16 protein-coding genes are annotated in these 17,202 nt (G+C 45.4%); 13 read left to right on the forward strand and 3 right to left on the reverse strand.

The genetic code is table 11. The features are described from left to right. Window positions 1-40: 40 nt before the first annotated feature. The 10 genes from G625_RS0115155 (at window position 41) to G625_RS0115200 (ending at window position 9,982) form a co-directional block, all read left to right on the forward strand. Window positions 41-283, forward strand: coding sequence for a hypothetical protein (locus G625_RS0115155; RefSeq protein WP_029201767.1), 243 nt, complete (start codon window positions 41-43; stop codon window positions 281-283). After that, a complete protein-coding gene (locus tag G625_RS0115160; RefSeq protein ID WP_029201768.1) occupies window positions 270-605 on the forward strand; it encodes a type II toxin-antitoxin system RelE/ParE family toxin in 336 nt (111 codons plus the stop codon). Before G625_RS0115155 ends, G625_RS0115160 begins: the two co-directional genes overlap by 14 nt. 21 nt (window positions 606-626) lie before the next feature. Beyond that, a complete protein-coding gene (locus G625_RS0115165; protein ID WP_029201769.1) occupies window positions 627-1,496 on the forward strand; it encodes a GDSL-type esterase/lipase family protein in 870 nt (289 codons plus the stop codon). A gap of 142 nt (window positions 1,497-1,638) precedes the next feature. Further along, complete coding sequence (locus tag G625_RS0115170; RefSeq protein WP_029201770.1) at window positions 1,639-2,454, forward strand: hypothetical protein; 816 nt, start codon at window positions 1,639-1,641, stop codon at window positions 2,452-2,454. A gap of 47 nt (window positions 2,455-2,501) precedes the next feature. Then, the gene (locus tag G625_RS0115175) at window positions 2,502-3,065 is read left to right on the forward strand and encodes a helix-turn-helix domain-containing protein (RefSeq protein ID WP_029201771.1); all 564 of its coding nucleotides are present in this window, start codon (window positions 2,502-2,504) and stop codon (window positions 3,063-3,065) included. Between the two features lie 134 nt (window positions 3,066-3,199). After that, a complete protein-coding gene (locus G625_RS0115180; RefSeq protein WP_029201772.1) occupies window positions 3,200-4,495 on the forward strand; it encodes an ATP-binding protein in 1,296 nt (431 codons plus the stop codon). A gap of 92 nt (window positions 4,496-4,587) precedes the next feature. Next, window positions 4,588-5,754 (forward strand): leucine-rich repeat protein, encoded by a 1,167-nt coding sequence (locus tag G625_RS0115185; protein WP_029201773.1) that lies wholly within the window; start codon window positions 4,588-4,590, stop codon window positions 5,752-5,754. Window positions 5,755-5,967: 213 nt separating this feature from the next. Beyond that, entirely contained in the window at window positions 5,968-7,605 is a 1,638-nt protein-coding gene (locus G625_RS0115190) for a vWA domain-containing protein (RefSeq protein ID WP_029201774.1), read from the forward strand. 22 nt (window positions 7,606-7,627) lie between these two features. Further along, window positions 7,628-9,271, forward strand: coding sequence for an ATP-binding protein (locus G625_RS0115195; protein WP_330365058.1), 1,644 nt, complete (start codon window positions 7,628-7,630; stop codon window positions 9,269-9,271). A gap of 93 nt (window positions 9,272-9,364) precedes the next feature. Then, the gene (locus G625_RS0115200; RefSeq protein WP_029201776.1) at window positions 9,365-9,982 is read left to right on the forward strand and encodes a cytidylate kinase family protein; all 618 of its coding nucleotides are present in this window, start codon (window positions 9,365-9,367) and stop codon (window positions 9,980-9,982) included. 288 nt (window positions 9,983-10,270) lie between these two features. Here the strand turns inward: G625_RS0115200 and G625_RS23090 are convergent, their stop codons facing one another. The 3 genes from G625_RS23090 to G625_RS0115215 form a co-directional block, all read right to left on the reverse strand. Next, on the reverse strand, window positions 10,271-12,121 hold the full coding sequence (locus tag G625_RS23090; protein ID WP_044933082.1) for an ABC transporter ATP-binding protein: 1,851 nt from the start codon (window positions 12,119-12,121) through the stop codon (window positions 10,271-10,273). Window positions 12,122-12,250: 129 nt separating this feature from the next. Then, window positions 12,251-13,027, reverse strand: coding sequence for an energy-coupling factor transporter transmembrane component T family protein (locus G625_RS0115210; protein ID WP_029201777.1), 777 nt, complete (start codon window positions 13,025-13,027; stop codon window positions 12,251-12,253). A 152-nt stretch (window positions 13,028-13,179) separates the two neighbouring features. Beyond that, window positions 13,180-13,782 (reverse strand): membrane protein, encoded by a 603-nt coding sequence (locus G625_RS0115215; protein WP_029201778.1) that lies wholly within the window; start codon window positions 13,780-13,782, stop codon window positions 13,180-13,182. 477 nt (window positions 13,783-14,259) lie between these two features. On the opposite strand from G625_RS0115215, the gene G625_RS0115225 reads away from it, so the two are divergent. The 3 genes from G625_RS0115225 (at window position 14,260) to G625_RS22115 (ending at window position 17,176) form a co-directional block, all read left to right on the forward strand. Continuing rightward, a complete protein-coding gene (locus G625_RS0115225; RefSeq protein WP_029201780.1) occupies window positions 14,260-14,955 on the forward strand; it encodes a cysteine hydrolase family protein in 696 nt (231 codons plus the stop codon). A 176-nt stretch (window positions 14,956-15,131) separates the two neighbouring features. Then, entirely contained in the window at window positions 15,132-16,172 is a 1,041-nt protein-coding gene (locus G625_RS20330; protein WP_049895940.1) for a L,D-transpeptidase, read from the forward strand. Window positions 16,173-16,375: 203 nt separating this feature from the next. After that, window positions 16,376-17,176: a C40 family peptidase gene (locus tag G625_RS22115; protein WP_242826653.1), complete on the forward strand. Its 801-nt coding sequence runs from the start codon at window positions 16,376-16,378 to the stop codon at window positions 17,174-17,176. Window positions 17,177-17,202: the final 26 nt, after the last annotated feature.

The raw sequence follows: 17,202 nt of genomic DNA on the forward strand, positions 1-17,202 counted from the left end.
CAAGATGATAATGTAAACTATATTTGCAGGAGGTGCTGAAATGAGTATATTAGAAACAACTATTTCCCTGATGAAGGAGCTTCCGGAGATTGAGCAGAAGAAAGTGTTGCTATATGTGCAGAATGTTGTATCTTCACAAAAAAATGAAGATTATTATAAACCGGTTTCGAAATCAGAAATTCTAAATGATCTGGCTATATCAGATCAGGAGTATCTGGAGGGAAAGGCCCAGGATTTTGAAGAAGCCATAATGCATATGAGAAGAGAACATGGATTTATTTAATGTTATTATTACACCACGTGCAAAATCGATGCTTGATCAGCTTGTCTGTTATTTGGAAGTCAAAAAACAAAGCCCTCAATCGGCAGATAATGTTTTTATTGATGCCTTGGAAACAGGTGATCAGTTAAAGACACTGGCTGATAGCTTTGGGTATTGCGATGATTCAGATTTGAAGAGAATGGGATTTAGAAAATTAAAGTTTATTCATCATGATTATATTTTGATTTATCGAGTTGATGGGATTAATGCAGTAGTAGAAGCATTTTATCATCAGAGTCAAGATTATGAACATGTTTTTTCTAAAGATATTGGAATAGTTTGAAAAAAAGGAGTGGATTATTTGATGAGTAATGGAAGTGTTATCGATAAATTCAGGAAGATCACAAGGGTATCGGCGGTGGCGTTGGTGGCAGTGATGGTGATGGTGATGGGATGTTCTGTGACGTCTCTGGCGGCAACGAAGGTGGCTTGTATAGGAGATTCTCTCACAAGGGGCTATCTTCTTAAGAATCCGGAGGAGTCTTATCCTTCACAGCTTCAGAAGCTTCTGGGAGCGGATTATGAGGTGAAGAATTTCGGCTATACTGCGTCTTATGTTATTGACGACGGGGCGCTGGAGTATATCGATACACCGATATATCCTGACAGTGTGGCCTATGATGGAGATATCCTCATATTTATGTTTGGTGCCAATGACATCCGTGCTTACGACTGGACACCTAAGTATTTTGAAAACCAGTATGCGAAGGTTGTTAATACTTATACCAGAAGCAATAAGCAGCACAAGATTTTCTTTGTTATCCCGCCTGAGTCAAGGGATGAATATTTCAGCCTTCAGAGAAATGCCGTAGAACCTACACTCAAGGTTGCCGCAAGGTTTGGCGCAACTGTCATCGACAGCTATAATCTTGCCATCGGTCATCCGGAGTACTACATGGAAGACAAGGTGCACCTGACGGGAGCTTTCTATGAAAAGCTGGCTCAGCTTGCAGCAGCTTCTGTTAAGGGCGAGATTACAGGAAAGACAATTCGTGGTGCCGAGTATATCTATGCACCGGAAGAGACCGTGTCATCCGAGGTTACGCAGGAGAACAACGTACTTTATGCAGCGGCACAGGAGGCTAAAGCGCAAAGGGATGAGGCGAACAAGCCATACCTTGAGAAACTCCTGGCAGAGCATCCTGACTATGAAACAACGGGACTTTATAATTAAAGTGAAATGAGAACGGGAGCGGAGAAATCCGCTCCCGTTTTTTGGTTTGCAGTTGAGCATAAGATTATCTTTAAAGTATTTGATATACCCTAAATTTTAGGGTATATTATTGATATAAAAAAGGTATGGAATGGAGGTTGGTATGATCGAGCTTCTTTCAAAAAATCTTTATATACAGGAACGTCAATCCTCTAAGGGTAATCAGTTGAAATGGAAACAAGATGGTATCTGGTACAAGGCTGATTATACAGGTTATGAGGGAATTTCTGAATATGTGGTATCCAGGCTGATGACACAAAGTAATCTCCATACCGAGGAGTTTGTTTTGTATGAAACTGAGCAAATACATTATAAAAACAAAGATTATCTGGGGTGTAAAAGCCGGGATTTCCTGGGAGAATCCGGACAGCTGATAACCCTCGAACGATTATATAGGAAACAATATGGTTCAAGTTTTTACGAAGAGGTATATCATCTTTCTTCGGTTGAAGACAGGGCGAAATTCCTTGTGGATACAGTGGAGAAGCTCACCGGAATTACCGGTTTTGGTGAGTATCTTTGTAAGCTTTTAACAATTGATGTTTTTTTCCTAAATGAAGATCGGCATCTTCATAACATAGCAGTCGTTCTGGACAAAAACAGACGGTATCGGCTATGTCCATTTTTTGATCAAGGGGCTGCTTTACTGTCAGATACAAGCCTTGATTATCCCATGGACGGAGACATTTATGAGATGATGGATTCCGTTCATTCTAAAACAATTTCTCAAAGTTTTGAGGAGCAAATGGAGGCTGTATCAAATCTTTGGGGAGACAAATTAAAGTTTTCATTCAGTAAAAGTGATGTCAGAAATGTTTTGGAAGAGGAAGCTTTTTATCCGGACGTGGTAAAAAAACGTGTTGAAACTATTATTTATGAACAGATGAGAAAATATGCGTATCTGTTTGAGAAGTCCTAAAATTAAGGCTCAAAAATAGCGTTAATAGATGAGGAGGGTGATTGACTGTGGCTGCGACTCAATATGCATTTGCACCGGAAATGACCGGAGATGAGATAAAGACAGTAAGAAAAATGGTGAATATGACTCAGCAGGAATTTGCGGATTTCTGCAACGTATCCCGAAAAACGGTTGAACACTGGGAGAGCGGGAAGGTCAATGTGACCGGTCCTATAGTTGTACTGCTCAGGCTGGTAACGGAGGACACAGGTATTCCGAAGCAATACGAAGTACCACCTCAGACAACACCTTTACGTATTCTATATATGTACAAAAAGGATCTTTGTACTGTTATAGATGTGGATGACCGTGAAGAAACCGTTAAGATCAAAAATTATACGGATAATAATCAGTTCAGAGCTTTTGGAGTTATCACGGAACCGACCTATAAGGACTATCAGGATTTTTTGGAAGAAAGATGTTTTCCAAGAACACGGGACAAGATGAAAATCCAGTTGGAGGCATTGGATCTTCCGTTTTATGATCCCATGCTGATAGTTGAAAAGACACAGGGCAGAATGGCAGAAGATTTTTTTTGGCTGGATATAAGAAGAAAAGACGGACAAGAATAGGTAGTCTTGCGAGAAAATTCGCTTTCAAAAATACATAAAATAATGTAAAATTTATATATAAAATCACACTATATGATGTCATTTGCGAAGATATTTAACGTGAAGGCCGTTATACGAAAGACGCAGGAGGTTGTATGTACCGAAAAGTAAAGGAAAAACTGAAACAGTGGAAGCAAAATCCCTACAGAAAACCACTTATCCTGCAAGGACCGCGTCAGGTTGGGAAGACCTATCTTGCACTGGAATTTGGACGGGAAGAATATGAAAATGTAGCATATTTTAATTTTCAGACTGATGGACGGCTGATGGAAACATTTGAGGAAAATATACAGCCATCATATCTTTTGCCTATATTGTCCAGAATCAGCAAGACCAGCATAATAAAAGAAAAAACATTGATCATTTTTGATGAGGTACAGCTTTCGGAAAAGGCCCTTGCCTCACTTAAGTACTTCTGTGAAGAGGCACCGGAGTATCATGTGCTTGCGGCGGGAAGTCTTCTTGGAGTGGCTGTTAATCGTGAGCAGTTTTCATTTCCTGTTGGTAAAGTTGATATGATTGGTATGTATCCGATGGATTTTGAAGAGTATCTTCTCGCAAAAGGAGAGGAAGAGCTGAGAAACAGGATCAGGTCATCTTTTGACACGAATGAAGCGTTACCTTCGGCTGTACATGAAGACGCATTAAGGTTATATCGGGAGTACCTTGTTGTGGGTGGGATGCCTGAGTGTGTGGCGAAATACATTGAAACCGGTGATCACATCCTGATCCGTCAGACGCAGGAAACCATTCTTGCAGGATACATGAGTGATATGAGTAAGTATAATAAAAATACTGAGATTCCCAAAACCAGACTTACCTATAATTCCATCGTCACTCAACTTTCGAGACAAAATACAAGATTTCAGTATAAACTTGTGAAAAAGGGTGGAAGAGCTTCTGAACTTGAAAATGCCATAGAATGGCTGGTTTTGTCAGGCATTGTTGACAGGGTATATGGTTTGGAGCAGGCAAAAAAGCCTTTAGAGAATTATAAGGATATAGACGCGTTTAAGATATATATGTCTGACACCGGTCTCCTTTTGGCAAAGCAGCAGGTTGTCCCGGAAGATGTGCTTTATAACACTCATGAGCTTGATGAATTTAAAGGAGGAATGACAGAAAACTATGTTGATGCCCAGCTTAAAACAAGTGGGTATACTACGTATTTTTGGACAGGTGATAACAATTCGGAGGTCGACTTTGTGATACAGCGAGAGGGGAAGATCATTCCTATCGAAGTAAAGGCTGCCGAAAATGTTCGCGCAAAGAGTCTTAATATCTTTATGAAAAAATATGACTCAGATTATGCAATAAGACTTTCAACAAAGAATTTTGGTTTTGAAGAGGGAAAAAAGGCAGTTCCGTTATATGCGGCGTTTTGTATATGAAAATGGCTTACATTTCTAAAGGATACCGGGGGACGGTTCTCGCCGGAGAGAACCGTCCCCGATGGTATGTTGGTGTGTGAAGGGAAATCCAAATGGCATTAACATATGAGATAAAAACAGAAAAGGGATTGAGCTTTGTGTCTGTTACAGGCTATGAAGGGTCTGTACGGGTGCTTTTTGTGCCGGAATATATGGAGGCAAGAGGGGGCTGTGAAGCTTCGGGAGGTATAAATGAACCGGGAGATAAGGATAATGCAGGTGCCGGATCAGAGGATGATGGAAATGGGCCTCTGATTCCGATTGGGGAAATCAACAACAGAGCCTTTGCATCAAGGGATGATATAGAGTCCGTGACTCTTACGGATAAGGTGAAGAGGCTCCGGCCCTATGCTTTTCACAACTGCCACCATCTTCACTACATGAAGCTTACTGACAGTGTGGTGGATTATTATGACGGGGCCATACGTCAGTGCCAGGAGCTGCAGGAAATTGACATTACCTTTAATCAGATTGGGAGTTTCCGGCTTTTGAAGGAGATAATAGGCGACAGTGATGCCATGATCCCGGTGCTGATTCATTTTCCTGTGGATGAAGAGCACCTGAAGGTGGATGAGGTTTTGGATAAGCTGCCGGAGAGAGTTTTAAGGCGGGAGGAGATCGGGAATCCGGACGGGAGCATTAGCCGGAGGACCATGGTTACGGCGGCGCTTACGTTTCCGTCCTATGCGGATAATTACGAGGAGGATACCTTCAGCCGGGCGTTTCATGAACATATCGAGGGCTCCGGCTACAACACGAGGCAGCTGGTTACGAGAACTGAGATCGATTTTTCGGGCTATGATAGGCAATTTCAGAGGTTTACCTATGACGAACCGGCCAGTGCGGTTAATGCTGCCTTCGGAAGACTTATGTATCCCTGGAGACTTTCCGATGATTATAGAGAGCAGTACCGCGAATATCTGAGGAGTCACAGCCCTGAGATTTTGCCGAGGCTGATTCAGGGGCAGAAAGCGCCCCGCTTCGGACATGAAGGGGAGCTTATCTGGATACCTCAGGACAGCAGGAGAACAGATGAAAGGATCAGGTTTCTGGTTGAGGAGGAACTAATCTCTGAGGAGGCAATCGCTCCGGCGCTGGAGGCGTCTTCTCGGGAGGGAGCGGTTATTACTTCCGCAATGCTCATGGACTATCAGAACCGGAATTTCAGGAGCGGTGCAGCGGGTAAAATGGCCACGGGGCCTGAAACATTTGAGTTATAAAATACCGGAATTCTAAAATGATATTAGGATGTTTTTTCTGTTTAAAACTGAACTTTAGTATATTTGAAATATGTTATTTGATCTCGCAGGTGCTTTAATATAATTAAATTTGAAGTTATGTACCTTGATCAAGTTGAGGAACAAACAGCTTTGGGAAGTTTGTATTTTGTTAGACTCAAAGAGTAATGAACAATTAATATACATGGTGAATTTATGGCAGATCAGAAATTAATGAAGTCCCATCGGGATCTTATGGATTTTGGAAACAGAATACTTGCGGAATCAAGAACCGAGCTGTATCTCGCCATGAGATTTATGGGGAGGGCGCTGGACAGCCTGGGGTATACATTGGACCTTAATACCCAGAGGATGGGGACGGATGCAAGGACTATACATTATAATCCGAGCTTCGTGTTCCATCTTTTTATAGAGAGTCCCCAGAAGCTTTGCAGGCTGTACCTTCATATCGTGCTTCACTGCATCTTCAGGCATATGTTTACGTCGGACCAGTATGAAGATAAGGAACTTTGGGACCTGGCGTCGGATATACAGGTGGAGTCGGTGCTGGATTCCATGGATTATGACATCATTAACCGCCCGGCGTATCCCTTCAGAGAGGAGTGGTACGAGAAGCTTAAGGCTGAGTGCAAGGTGCTGACGGCGGAGAGGATTTATCATTATCTTAAGAGCATCAATCTCGATATAGATACGAAGCTGAAGCTTCAGCAGGAGTTTTACAGGTGCGACCATCAGTTCTGGAAGAGGCTGGAGGATGACAGCAAAGATTCTGAAGCCTGGCAGCCTCCGGAGATTCCGGATGATATGATGCCGCCTGCAGGTGTCGCAGGTGATAATGCTGACGACGGGGACTCGGATGACTCACATCAGTCAGATGACGGCTCCGGTTCGGAAAAACCGGATGGTAATGACAATTCCGGGGAGGATCAGGCTGACACAGGCAGTGGGATGAAGCAGGATGACAAAAACGGTCAGCCACGGTCGGGTGATTCAGGGTACGATGGAAATTCCGACTGGGGGAATGGTTCTCCTCTCGGCGAAGACATTGAAGAGCGAAACCGGGAGGATGCCGGCGGAAGTGCGCCGCTTCAGCAGATTCCGATGGAGGAGCTTGACGAGAACTGGAAGGATACCGCCGAAAGGCTAAAGACAGAGCTTGAGACTTTTGGAGCTGAAGAAGGGGACGAGACGGGAAGTCTCGCCTGGGTGCTTTCTGCGCAGTACAGAAAGGAAACGGATTTCAGAGAGTTCCTAAGAAAGCTCACGGTTGTGAGGGAGGAAACCAGAGTCGATCCCGAGAGCTTTGATTACGGTTATTACAATTACGGCATGGAGGTCTACGGAAACATGCCGCTTATAGAGGAAAACGAATTCTGCGAGGACAGAAGGATTTCCGATCTGGTCGTCGTCATCGATACCTCGGCTTCCACCAAGCAGGAGCAGGTCCAGAAGTTTCTCAATGAAACGGCGGCGCTCCTCAGGAACAGGCAAAGCTTCTTCAAGCAGATAAGAGTCCATATAGTAGAATGCGACGATCAGGTTCAAAAGGATGTGACTCTCCTGAAGCCTGAAGAGATTGAGGAGTATGCGGAGGGCTTCCAGATCCGGGGTGGCTATGGCACGGATTTCAGGCCGGCCTTTAACTACGTAGAAGAGCTTCGGAAAAGGAGAGAGCTTCCGGATATGAAGGGAATGCTTTATTTTACCGATGGTTACGGAGAGTTTCCGGAGAAGGCACCGGACTATGATACGGCATTTGTATTTGATCCGTTGGCGGATATCAATGACAAAGACGTGCCAGACTGGGCGATGAAATTGTATTTGAAAGAATAAAGCCCTTTGTTTTTGGTAGAAAATGACGACACGCAGAAGAGCGAATGAAGACCAGGTGCGTGTAAAAAATCTTACAGAGGTTGTTATGAACATCAAAGAAGCGAAACAGGAAGTTGTAAATACAGTAAAGGCTTATCTTATGAAGGATGAGACCGGAGCCTACAGGATTCCGGTGGAAAAACAGAGACCGGTGCTCCTCATGGGACCTCCCGGAATAGGAAAAACTGCCATCATGGAGCAGATTGCGGAGGAGCTCAACATTAACCTGGTGTCCTATACCATCACGCATCATACCAGGCAGTCTGCCATCGGACTTCCTTATATAAGTAAGAAGAGCTATGGCGGGGAGGAGTATTCGGTTACCGAGTACACCATGTCCGAGATCATTGCGTCGATCTATGATCAGATTGAGCGTTCCGGGGTGAAGGAGGGAATACTGTTCCTGGATGAGATAAACTGCGTGTCGGAGACATTGGCACCCACCATGCTGCAGTTCTTGCAGTACAAGACCTTTGGTTCCCATCGTGTGCCGGAGGGCTTTGTCATCGTGACTGCGGGAAATCCGCCGGAGTACAACAAGTCGGTCAGGGATTTTGATATCGTAACTCTGGACCGCGTAAAGCGGATCGACATCCTGGAGGACTTCAAGGTTTGGAAGGAATATGCCTACAGGATGGATGTTTGCGGCGCGATCCTTGCATATCTTGAGATAAAGAAGGACAAGTTCTATTCTGTGAAGGCCGGGATAGAAGGGAAGCATTTCGTCACAGCCAGAGGCTGGGAGGATCTCAGCCGTATCATCAAGGTTTATGAGGATATGGAACTCAAGGTCACGAGAGATCTGGTGGCAGAGTACATTGGAGACCCGGAGATAGCAAGAGATTTTGCAACATATTATGAACTTTACAATAAGTATCGTGTGACCTATCAGGTTCCTTCCATACTTGCCGGTGAATTCCCGAAGGAGGTGTGCGCAATCGTGACGGCACCTTTTGATGAGAAGCTGTCACTGCTTGGGCTTATGATAGAGGCACTGAACCGGGAGTTCAGGAAGTATGCGGAGAATCTCGACATCCAGAGAGAAGTGTTTGCGGAGGTGAAGAAGCTGAAGGAGGCTGTGGCGGATACTGCGGCAGCCGGCTCGTCAGGAAGTGCGGGAGAGTCGGGTAAAGCAAGCACTGCGGGAGCTTCGGTTCATGGTAATGAGGACCTTCTTGACATCCTTAAAACCGATCATGATTTCCTGAAGCTTCAGATGGAAAGAAATATCAAGGCCCATATGCTCAGCCGTTACCAGGAGAGGATTCAGAAAAAGATTCTGCTGGCTCTTGAGGAGCTGGAGGAGAAGCTGACTCTTTCGGAAGGCGACGATGCAGAGCTTTTCGCTGTGGCAAAACAGTGGTTTACAGAGAGGGAAGCGGCCAGAACCGGAGCTATCAGGACTACAGGTGATCACCTGACCAATGCCTTTGAATTTATCAATAAGACCTTCGGTGAAGGACAGGAGCTTGTCATTTTCCTTAGTGATCTTAATGCTGGCTTCTATTCTCTTAAGTTCATCTCAGAGTGCGGAAATGAAGCCTACTACAAGTACAATCAGTATCTGCTTTTAAAGGATCAGAGGGCGAAGCTAAGAGATGAGGTCATGAAGGTGATGGAGCTTTAGAACAGGGTTTTACAGCAAAGCTGACATATGAGAACAGCTCCTTTAAAGCTTATTAAAAAGGGGCTGACATTCCCGGAGGTGAGGGTAACAGTAATGAGTAATATTCGACAGAGGCAGGTTAGGGACAGGGAGAGATTCCTGCCTGCAGTCCTTGCGATAGAGGAACTTATCAGGACAGGCGATGACTGTCTCATCATTGCCATTGACGGGCGCACCGGAGCCGGAAAAACAACAATTGCAAAATACCTTCACGGGAAGTTTGGCGGGAATCTTTTTCACATGGATGATTTCTATCTGCAGAGTCATCAGCGGACTAAGGAGCGTTTGCTGGAGGTTGGCGGTAATGTTGACTACGAGCGTTTCAAGCGGGAAGTGCTGGATGTGATCGAGAGGCGTGAGGTGGTGCATTACAGACCTTTCAACTATCATACGATGGATTTTGATGCGAAGTATGCGAGGGATATGGTGCCGAAGCGGCTCAATATCGTTGAGGGGACGTACTGTATGAATCCGTATTTCGGGGAGCCATATGATCTTAAGATTTTCATGGATGTGGAGCATCAACAGCAGATTGAGAATGTTATCGACCGGGAGGGCACTTCCGAGCTTGATGACTACATCGACAAGTGGATTCCGAAGACGGATATCTACATCGAGCGCATGGGCATCGAAAAGAGGTGCGATCTCCGGATCATGTACTCGAAGGATTGAAAGACGGACGTGACAGTTCAGCCTGGGCATAGGTAGTCCAGAGTCGGAGGGCATCCATTTAAAATCGAGGCGCCTCGTCGGAAAAATCTAGAATCGGACCCCTAAGAACCACTAGGCCCTCGCCAATGTAGGAGATTTTCTTGATGAAAACTCCTACTTGGCGAGGGGGCTAAGGAAAAAGGAAACCAAGTGGTTCTAAGGGGTCCGATTCTGATTTTTCACGACTCGGCTTAACGATTTTAAATGGATGCCCTCCGACTCTTACCTGCCTATACCCAGGCTGAACTGTCACTGATTTATTTCAGATAGTTCATTCATCAACGAAACCAGGTGCGGCGGAGCTAAGGCAGCTTTTTCGAGGATGTCGCTGCGGGTGAAGATTTCTTCGGGGGTGCCATCAAGGAGGACTTCGCCGTGGGCCATGGCGATGACACGGTCGAAGGTGCCTGCTACAAAGTCCATGTCATGGAGTATGGCAATGATGAGTTTGCCTTTTGAGGCTTCGGAATGAATGATTTCTTTTATTTTTTCTTTGCCACGGTGGTCCTGGGCTATGGTGGGTTCATCCAGGATCAGGACGTCAGGGTTCATGGCAAGAACCGAAGCGATGGCAACCAGTTTTCTGTCGGACAGCTCAAGGTCGTAGGGGTTCTTTTGACAAATGTCATCAAGTCTTACAATCTTTAGGGCGTCATGAGCATGGGCTTCTGCGGTTTCCTCTGACATCCCTATGTTCCTGGGTCCGAACATGACTTCTTCAAGGACGGAGTGATTGAAGATCTGGTCATCTGGATTCTGGAAGACATAGCCTACCTGCTTTGCAAGCTCTGCTACTGTTTTGGTGCCCAGATCCTGTCCGCGGAAGGTGAGGGATCCGCTGTCGGGTTTTAAAAGCCCTTTTAGTATACGTACAAGGGTTGTCTTTCCGGCACCGTTCTGACCGATGATGGCTGTGGACCTCATGTCAAAATCGAGATTCAGGCCTTTAAAAACTTCCGTTCCTGCAACATAAGAGAAGTGAAGGTCAGAAACGGAGAAGGTCTGCAGGCTGCCTTCGGGTTTTCCGGCAGTTGAAACTGCAGATGTCATTTTATTATCCTGGGAATAGGAACTGTCATCCTTTACACCGTCGGATGTCAGGGACATGCGGGAGATTCCCGGGGCAGTTCTGTTATTTTCGGCATCCTGAGAAGGATCGTTTGGTTCCCGATTGGTTGTTGTCGTGTCCTTTGATGATTCAGCAGCGCCCGGGTTGCCGTAGCTCATGTCCTTTAGTGACTTGAGAAGCTCCTCTTTGTCAGGTTTTCGTTCCTTTATAAGTGCCAGGGTCTCCGCCTTTGTCACCGGATAAGCTCCGTCGGCATTTCCGAGACCGTTCTTTTTTGCAAATTCCGTAAAGGCGGGAGCGCACATTCCGTAGTCCGAAAGATCCTCTCTTGAAAAAATCCTGCCCGGGGTATCAAAAGCCACAAGGGTTCCTTCGTGAAGGAGGGCGATTCTGTCACAGTATTCCGCAAGCTTTTCCGGCTTCTGCTCGATCATGATGATGGTAACGCCGGATTCGGTCAGCTCGTCGACTGTCCTGAATACTTCTTTGGAGCCTGCGGGATCCAGCTGGGAGGTGGGTTCGTCAAGGATCAGTACCTCCGGTTCCATGGCAAGGACAGAGGCGATGGCCACGCGCTGAAGCTGTCCTCCTGAAAGGTCGAAGGGATTTCTTTCCCGGAATTCCCATATTCCGAAGCGTCGGAGCACATTTTCGATGCGTGAGCGGATCAGATCCGGCTCGATGCCGAGATTCTGAAGTCCGTAGCCCACTTCATCATAAACCGTATCCTTGGCGCCGCTTAACTGATTGAAGGGATTCTGGAATACCAGGCCTACTTTCCGGCAAAGCTCTGCGGTTCCGGTTGTCTTTGCGTTCATTCCGTCAATGTTTACGGAACCTCCGTAGGCGCCTTTATAAAACTGAGGTATGAGTCCGAGAAGTGCCTGGGAGAGGGTGCTCTTTCCGGCACCGTTTTCGCCCGCAATTCCGATGAATTCTCCCTTTTCGATATTTAAACTGATATCCTTAAGAGCTAGTTCTGTTGCTCCCGGATAACGATATTTCAGATTTTTGATTTCGATATATGACATGATAGATTCTTAAATGTAATGATGATTTAATCCACCGGGGATAGTTCTCGCCGGCGAGAAGCGTCCCCGGTGGAAGTCTGCTTATTTTGTTCTTTTTGTATCGGACATACAGATGCCTGTCCGGTCGGTTCAGTTAAAAAGATTAAGGATCTTCCAAACGATTACTCCGATAAGGCTCAGTATACTCACCCATTTTATGATTTTATCCGGTGTTCTGTAAGGGTGGCTGTAAAGGTAGGTCTTTTTTGAAGTGCATCCGAAGCCTCTTACTTCCAGGGCTATGGCGCGCTCTCTTGTGGAAGTCAGGGCAGACATGACTACCGGAGAAATGAGAGGCAGGAATGCCTTTATTCTTGTCAGAAGATTTCCCTCTGTCTCCATACCGCGGCTTCTCTGGGCATCGGATATGGTTTCCATGGTGCCCATCATCTCCGGCACGATCTGAAATACGGAATTGATAACATATCCAAGCTTCGGACTGAAGCCTTTCTTTTCAAACTCTTCCACAAGCTCCGAAGGCTTTGTGGTGAGGACAAGAACGGAAAAGCTAAGCAGCATATTGAGGATATTAAGTCCGATGCGGGAGGAGTACAGCAGTCCTTCCCTGTAAAACTTCAGGGGACCGAGGGTGAAGAGGACGGAAGCATTATCCTTATAGAAAAGTCCCTGAATGATGAAGATAGTCAGCAGGATACTGAAGGAAAATGTTATAAGCGGCAGTGCTTTCCGAAACACCCTTGTACTTAAGAGCCCGATAATGCTTAATGCGGCGGTCATGATGTATACCATAAGATGACCGGAAATGACAGGTATGAGTATGACTGACACAAGGTAAAACAGCTTGGTGAAAGGATGAAGCTTTGTCATCCATGAGTTATTGTCTGTATATAAAGAAATTGATTTCATGATTGCCTCTCAGGAAATACATCGTCACGTGAAGGGGTAAAATTCGTGCTCCGTCTATGTGATTATGCGTCATTATGCAATGAAAGGCGGCCATGAATCCCATGACCGCCTCAGTTTCCAAAGTCCTGTTTAATCTTAGCAAAAAAATATGATCAATCAAGGGACTCCAGCATTTCGTTTTCATCAAAAAGTGCAGTGAGCTTTTTCGGAAGCCTGCTTATGATGAGGTATACGATGAGTCCGGTGATGAGTTTGTCAGGAATATCAACAACGATCTCGTCGAGGAGTGAACCGATAAATACCGGCAGACCCTGAGCCTGAGTTGCTGCGAAAACCGCATCGCCCCAGACATTACTGGTGGTGCCGCCCCAGAAAAGTATGTTAAGTGGAGTTGAAACGATAACTGCGGCAATTCCACCCACACAGGCTGTCATCATTGCCTTAGTAAATGTTGTCATGAAGCCAAGCCTTGCCATTATGCCCACAGCGATTCCGATGGCCACTGAAGTGAGAGCATAGATAAGGGTAATGTTGTCGCCGGTTGTGAAACCATAGATCAGGTTGTTGGAGGCTCCGCAGATAGCGCCGATGATCGGGCCGCCGAGGATGGCTCCGAGGCAGGTTCCGATGGAATCAAGCCACAGTGGAAGCTTCAAGGCCTGGGCAAAAAGTCTTCCGATATAATTGATACCGATGCATGCAGGAATCAGAACGATCACCGGTGTTGAAAAAGTTGTTTTAAATATTTTTCCCATAGTATTACGCCCCTTTGAATTTGATTTTTAGAGCTAATGCTCAGCCCTCCAGGCAAATGAATCAACCTGATGCGGCAATGCCGTTTTTTATTTGGATGAAAATCCTCATTATTATACACCTTTTTTTCCTGATTGAAGATATTTTGTTAAAAAAACTACTATCTGTGGATGAAAGTATCATAAATGAAAATTCTGTGAAAGAAAGTGCAAGGCATCCGGGAGTGAAAAGCGGAAAACCTTTGGTCCGGAATAGATATAACAGAACTGATCTGATACTATGATATAGGTGTGAGTGCAGAGCGCGAAGTGGTCCGGTATCGATTTTTACTCACATATATTTTTGGAGCCGGTTAGATATGTATCTGTTTGTCAGATATAAACGGTAAAAAAGTTACGTTTATAGAGCCGGTTAGATTGACATCTGTGTGTCAGATATAAACGGTGGAAAACATGCATTTATAGATGAGGAGATGCGATATGAAGAAAGAGGATTTGGTTCTGGTTGTAGATATGCAGAAGGTGTATCTGAAGGGGAATCCCTGGGCCTGTGAGAACGTGGGGAAGGCAGCGGAGAACATTTCAAAGCTTCTGGACAGGATCATTGAGCTGAAGGAAAAGTCGGAGACACCGGACAAAACCGGATCGGGTGATGATATCGGGAATAATGCCTCAGTCGATCTGAGCTCACGGACAATTAACGGAGCAGAAGTTCCGGAGGTTATGCTGACCCGCTTTATCGCACCTCCGGAGGAGGACGCAATCGGTGTCTGGCATGACTATAACAATGTAAATAAGGAAATAAATGATGATCACGTGATGGAAGAGTTTATTCCGGAGATCGCAGGATATGTTGAGGACTTTCCTTATTATGATAAGAGTACCTACAGCTGTTTTTCCCATCCTTATATCAGGGCGGCGGCTGACAGAGCTATGGTTCACGGGGGAGACATCGTCCTTATGGGGGTTGTGAGCGAGTGCTGTGTTCTTTCGACTTTCTTCCAGGGGGCGGATCTTGGGTATCGCTTTGTGTATCTCAGGGATGCCTGCGCGGGGCTTAATGATGAGACCGAGAAGGCGACGCTGAAAATCCTGGAGGGGCTGGCACCGCTGCATGTCAGGATCATGACGGCGGAGGAGTATTATAGCGGGACGAGCAGGATGGCATCCATTTAAAGGCGAGTCGCTTCGATGGATGCCCTCCTGCTCTTTCATACTATATGTAGCGGTTAAACTGTTAAAATATGGAAAATATTACTATTTAGCCGTAGCAAAAAATATAGAAAAGAGGTATGCTTGTGGTGTTGCGCTACACTATATTACGGCGCGATTTCAGAGGGGTAGAGAAGGTTATGATTAAACATATTTTTCGTTCGGCGGTTCTGGCACTTTCAATTAGTGCCTTAATGAGTGTTTCCGCTTTTGCGGATACCGATAACTATGTTACTGCGACTGTTCCGGCGGGGGTGGAGGCACCCAATTCGTCAGTTTATACACCGGCAGATATCAGTGCCATGCAGGCGGCTCAGGCGCAGCAGGCGATCAATACCGCAAATGGAGTTAACTCACCTATAGATATGGCAGCGGTTAATGCTTCAGCTTCGTCACCTTTTGAAGCTATGGTCAAGGGTCAGAAGCTTGCTTCGGTTAATGGCATGTCAGTTACATATCAGATGGCAACGGGAGAAACCGTTGTGCTTGACGGACTTACCATTGCATCCTGGGTTACGGGAAATGACGGTTCATCCATTTATGTTGATCAGAATCAGGTTGCGGCTTATGTTCAGGGCCTGAAGGATACCTATGATACAAAGGGTGTACAGACCTGGCTTAGTGCGGACGGAACCCAGAAGTCCCTTGCTACAAGCTACGGTTATTATATTGACCTTGCAGGAGAGACGGCAGCTCTTACTGCCAATATCCAGGCACTTCAGTCCGTGGTAAGACAGCCGGTTTATTCCTCTGTAGCAGCCCGTGGAGCCATGCCTCAGTGGGGAGATACCTTTGTGGAGGTTTCTATTGCCTCCCAGCATGCTTACTACTATCAGGGCGGCAACTGTGTTTGGGAAAGTCCTATAGTTTCAGGTACTCAGACAAATCCTGATAGAGCCACACCCAAGGGTGTATTTTCGGTTTATTCCAAGGAAACGAACAGAGTTTTGAGGGGACCTATAAGCTCCAGTACAGGAAAGCCTACTTATGAGTCACATGTAGATTACTGGATGCCTTTCAATGGAGGTATCGGACTTCATGATGCAAGCTGGAGATCCTCTTTCGGCGGAAACATTTACCTTTCAAACGGAAGCCATGGCTGTATCAATCTTCCGAGGGACAGGGCGCAGTCTCTGTACGGTCTCATCGGTAAGGGAACCGTAGTGGTTGTGTGCGATTAAGAAAACTATTAATATGGAAATAATTTTTGTAAAAACAGAAAATGCAATATTAAAAATGAAATATTTTATAAAATTTTTATGATTTAGTAACTACGTTCATAAGAATTTGCTCGAAAATGGTAAGTATTGTTTATTGGTTTTTCACCTTGAGTTCATATTTGATATTTAGAATAGCCTCCGTTGTGTGAAAACGGAGGTTATTTTTGAATTTAAAAAACAGATTATTTGGTAGTAGCGAAGCAAAGACTAAAGAGATGGACATGATTGAAAGCATCTCTGTATCCAATTTCATGGATACCAAAAAGCTCATGATCTCTACTATCGCAGTTATGACAATTTTGACAATGTTTACAGTGCCGGCTTTTGCGGATACTAAAACCAGAGACAATACAGCACTTGAGGAAACTGTAAACGCAGAGTACGAAAAGAAACTTAAGGAAGCAGAAGAGGCGGCTTCATCATCTATTCAGGAAGCGGCAGTTTCTTCGGAAAGCTCGGATTCAAGCAGCAACAGCACAGTTAAGACAAAAACATCAACCATAGCAGAAGGTGTTTCATCAACAGAAGGAAACACAGGTGAGACAGATGATGCTGCTCTAAGCATTCCCGATGCGGAATCTGTAGCAGCAGATGTTCTGAACTATGCAGCGGGAGAGGACTCCCTGGGAGATAAGGTAGTACAGTTTGCCAGCCAGTTTATAGGTAATCCCTACAGATATGGTGGCAGCAGCCTTACTTCAGGAACAGATTGTTCGGGATTTGTAATGAGTGTTTACGGGAACTTCGGTATTTCCCTGCCTCACTCCTCATCAGCGATGAGATCTGTGGGTGTGGCGGTAGGAAGTCTCTATGAGGCTCAGCCCGGCGATATCATTTGTTATTCAGGACACGTTGGCATATATCTGGGAGAGGGCAGACTGTTATCGGCTCTCGGAAGCAGATATGGAATTACTATAAACAGCGCAACATACAAAAGAATATTGGCTATAAGACGACTGGTGTAATAAGGCAGGTCAGAGCCGGAGGGTTG

Source organism: Oribacterium sp. NK2B42 (assembly GCF_000424445.1).
In the GTDB taxonomy this organism is placed as follows: domain Bacteria; phylum Bacillota; class Clostridia; order Lachnospirales; family Lachnospiraceae; genus Oribacterium.

Coding starts and splice junctions, on each gene's coding strand:
- G625_RS0115155 (WP_029201767.1), top strand. CDS start 41: ATGAGTATATTAGAAACAACTATTTCCCTGATGAAGGAGCTTCCGGAG.
- G625_RS0115160 (WP_029201768.1), top strand. CDS start 270: ATGGATTTATTTAATGTTATTATTACACCACGTGCAAAATCGATGCTT.
- G625_RS0115165 (WP_029201769.1), top strand. CDS start 627: ATGAGTAATGGAAGTGTTATCGATAAATTCAGGAAGATCACAAGGGTA.
- G625_RS0115170 (WP_029201770.1), top strand. CDS start 1,639: ATGATCGAGCTTCTTTCAAAAAATCTTTATATACAGGAACGTCAATCC.
- G625_RS0115180 (WP_029201772.1), top strand. CDS start 3,200: ATGTACCGAAAAGTAAAGGAAAAACTGAAACAGTGGAAGCAAAATCCC.
- G625_RS0115185 (WP_029201773.1), top strand. CDS start 4,588: ATGGCATTAACATATGAGATAAAAACAGAAAAGGGATTGAGCTTTGTG.
- G625_RS0115190 (WP_029201774.1), top strand. CDS start 5,968: ATGGCAGATCAGAAATTAATGAAGTCCCATCGGGATCTTATGGATTTT.
- G625_RS0115195 (WP_330365058.1), top strand. CDS start 7,628: ATGACGACACGCAGAAGAGCGAATGAAGACCAGGTGCGTGTAAAAAAT.
- G625_RS0115200 (WP_029201776.1), top strand. CDS start 9,365: ATGAGTAATATTCGACAGAGGCAGGTTAGGGACAGGGAGAGATTCCTG.
- G625_RS23090 (WP_044933082.1), bottom strand. CDS start 12,121: ATGTCATATATCGAAATCAAAAATCTGAAATATCGTTATCCGGGAGCA.
- G625_RS0115210 (WP_029201777.1), bottom strand. CDS start 13,027: ATGAAATCAATTTCTTTATATACAGACAATAACTCATGGATGACAAAG.
- G625_RS0115215 (WP_029201778.1), bottom strand. CDS start 13,782: ATGGGAAAAATATTTAAAACAACTTTTTCAACACCGGTGATCGTTCTG.
- G625_RS0115225 (WP_029201780.1), top strand. CDS start 14,260: ATGAAGAAAGAGGATTTGGTTCTGGTTGTAGATATGCAGAAGGTGTAT.
- G625_RS20330 (WP_049895940.1), top strand. CDS start 15,132: ATGATTAAACATATTTTTCGTTCGGCGGTTCTGGCACTTTCAATTAGT.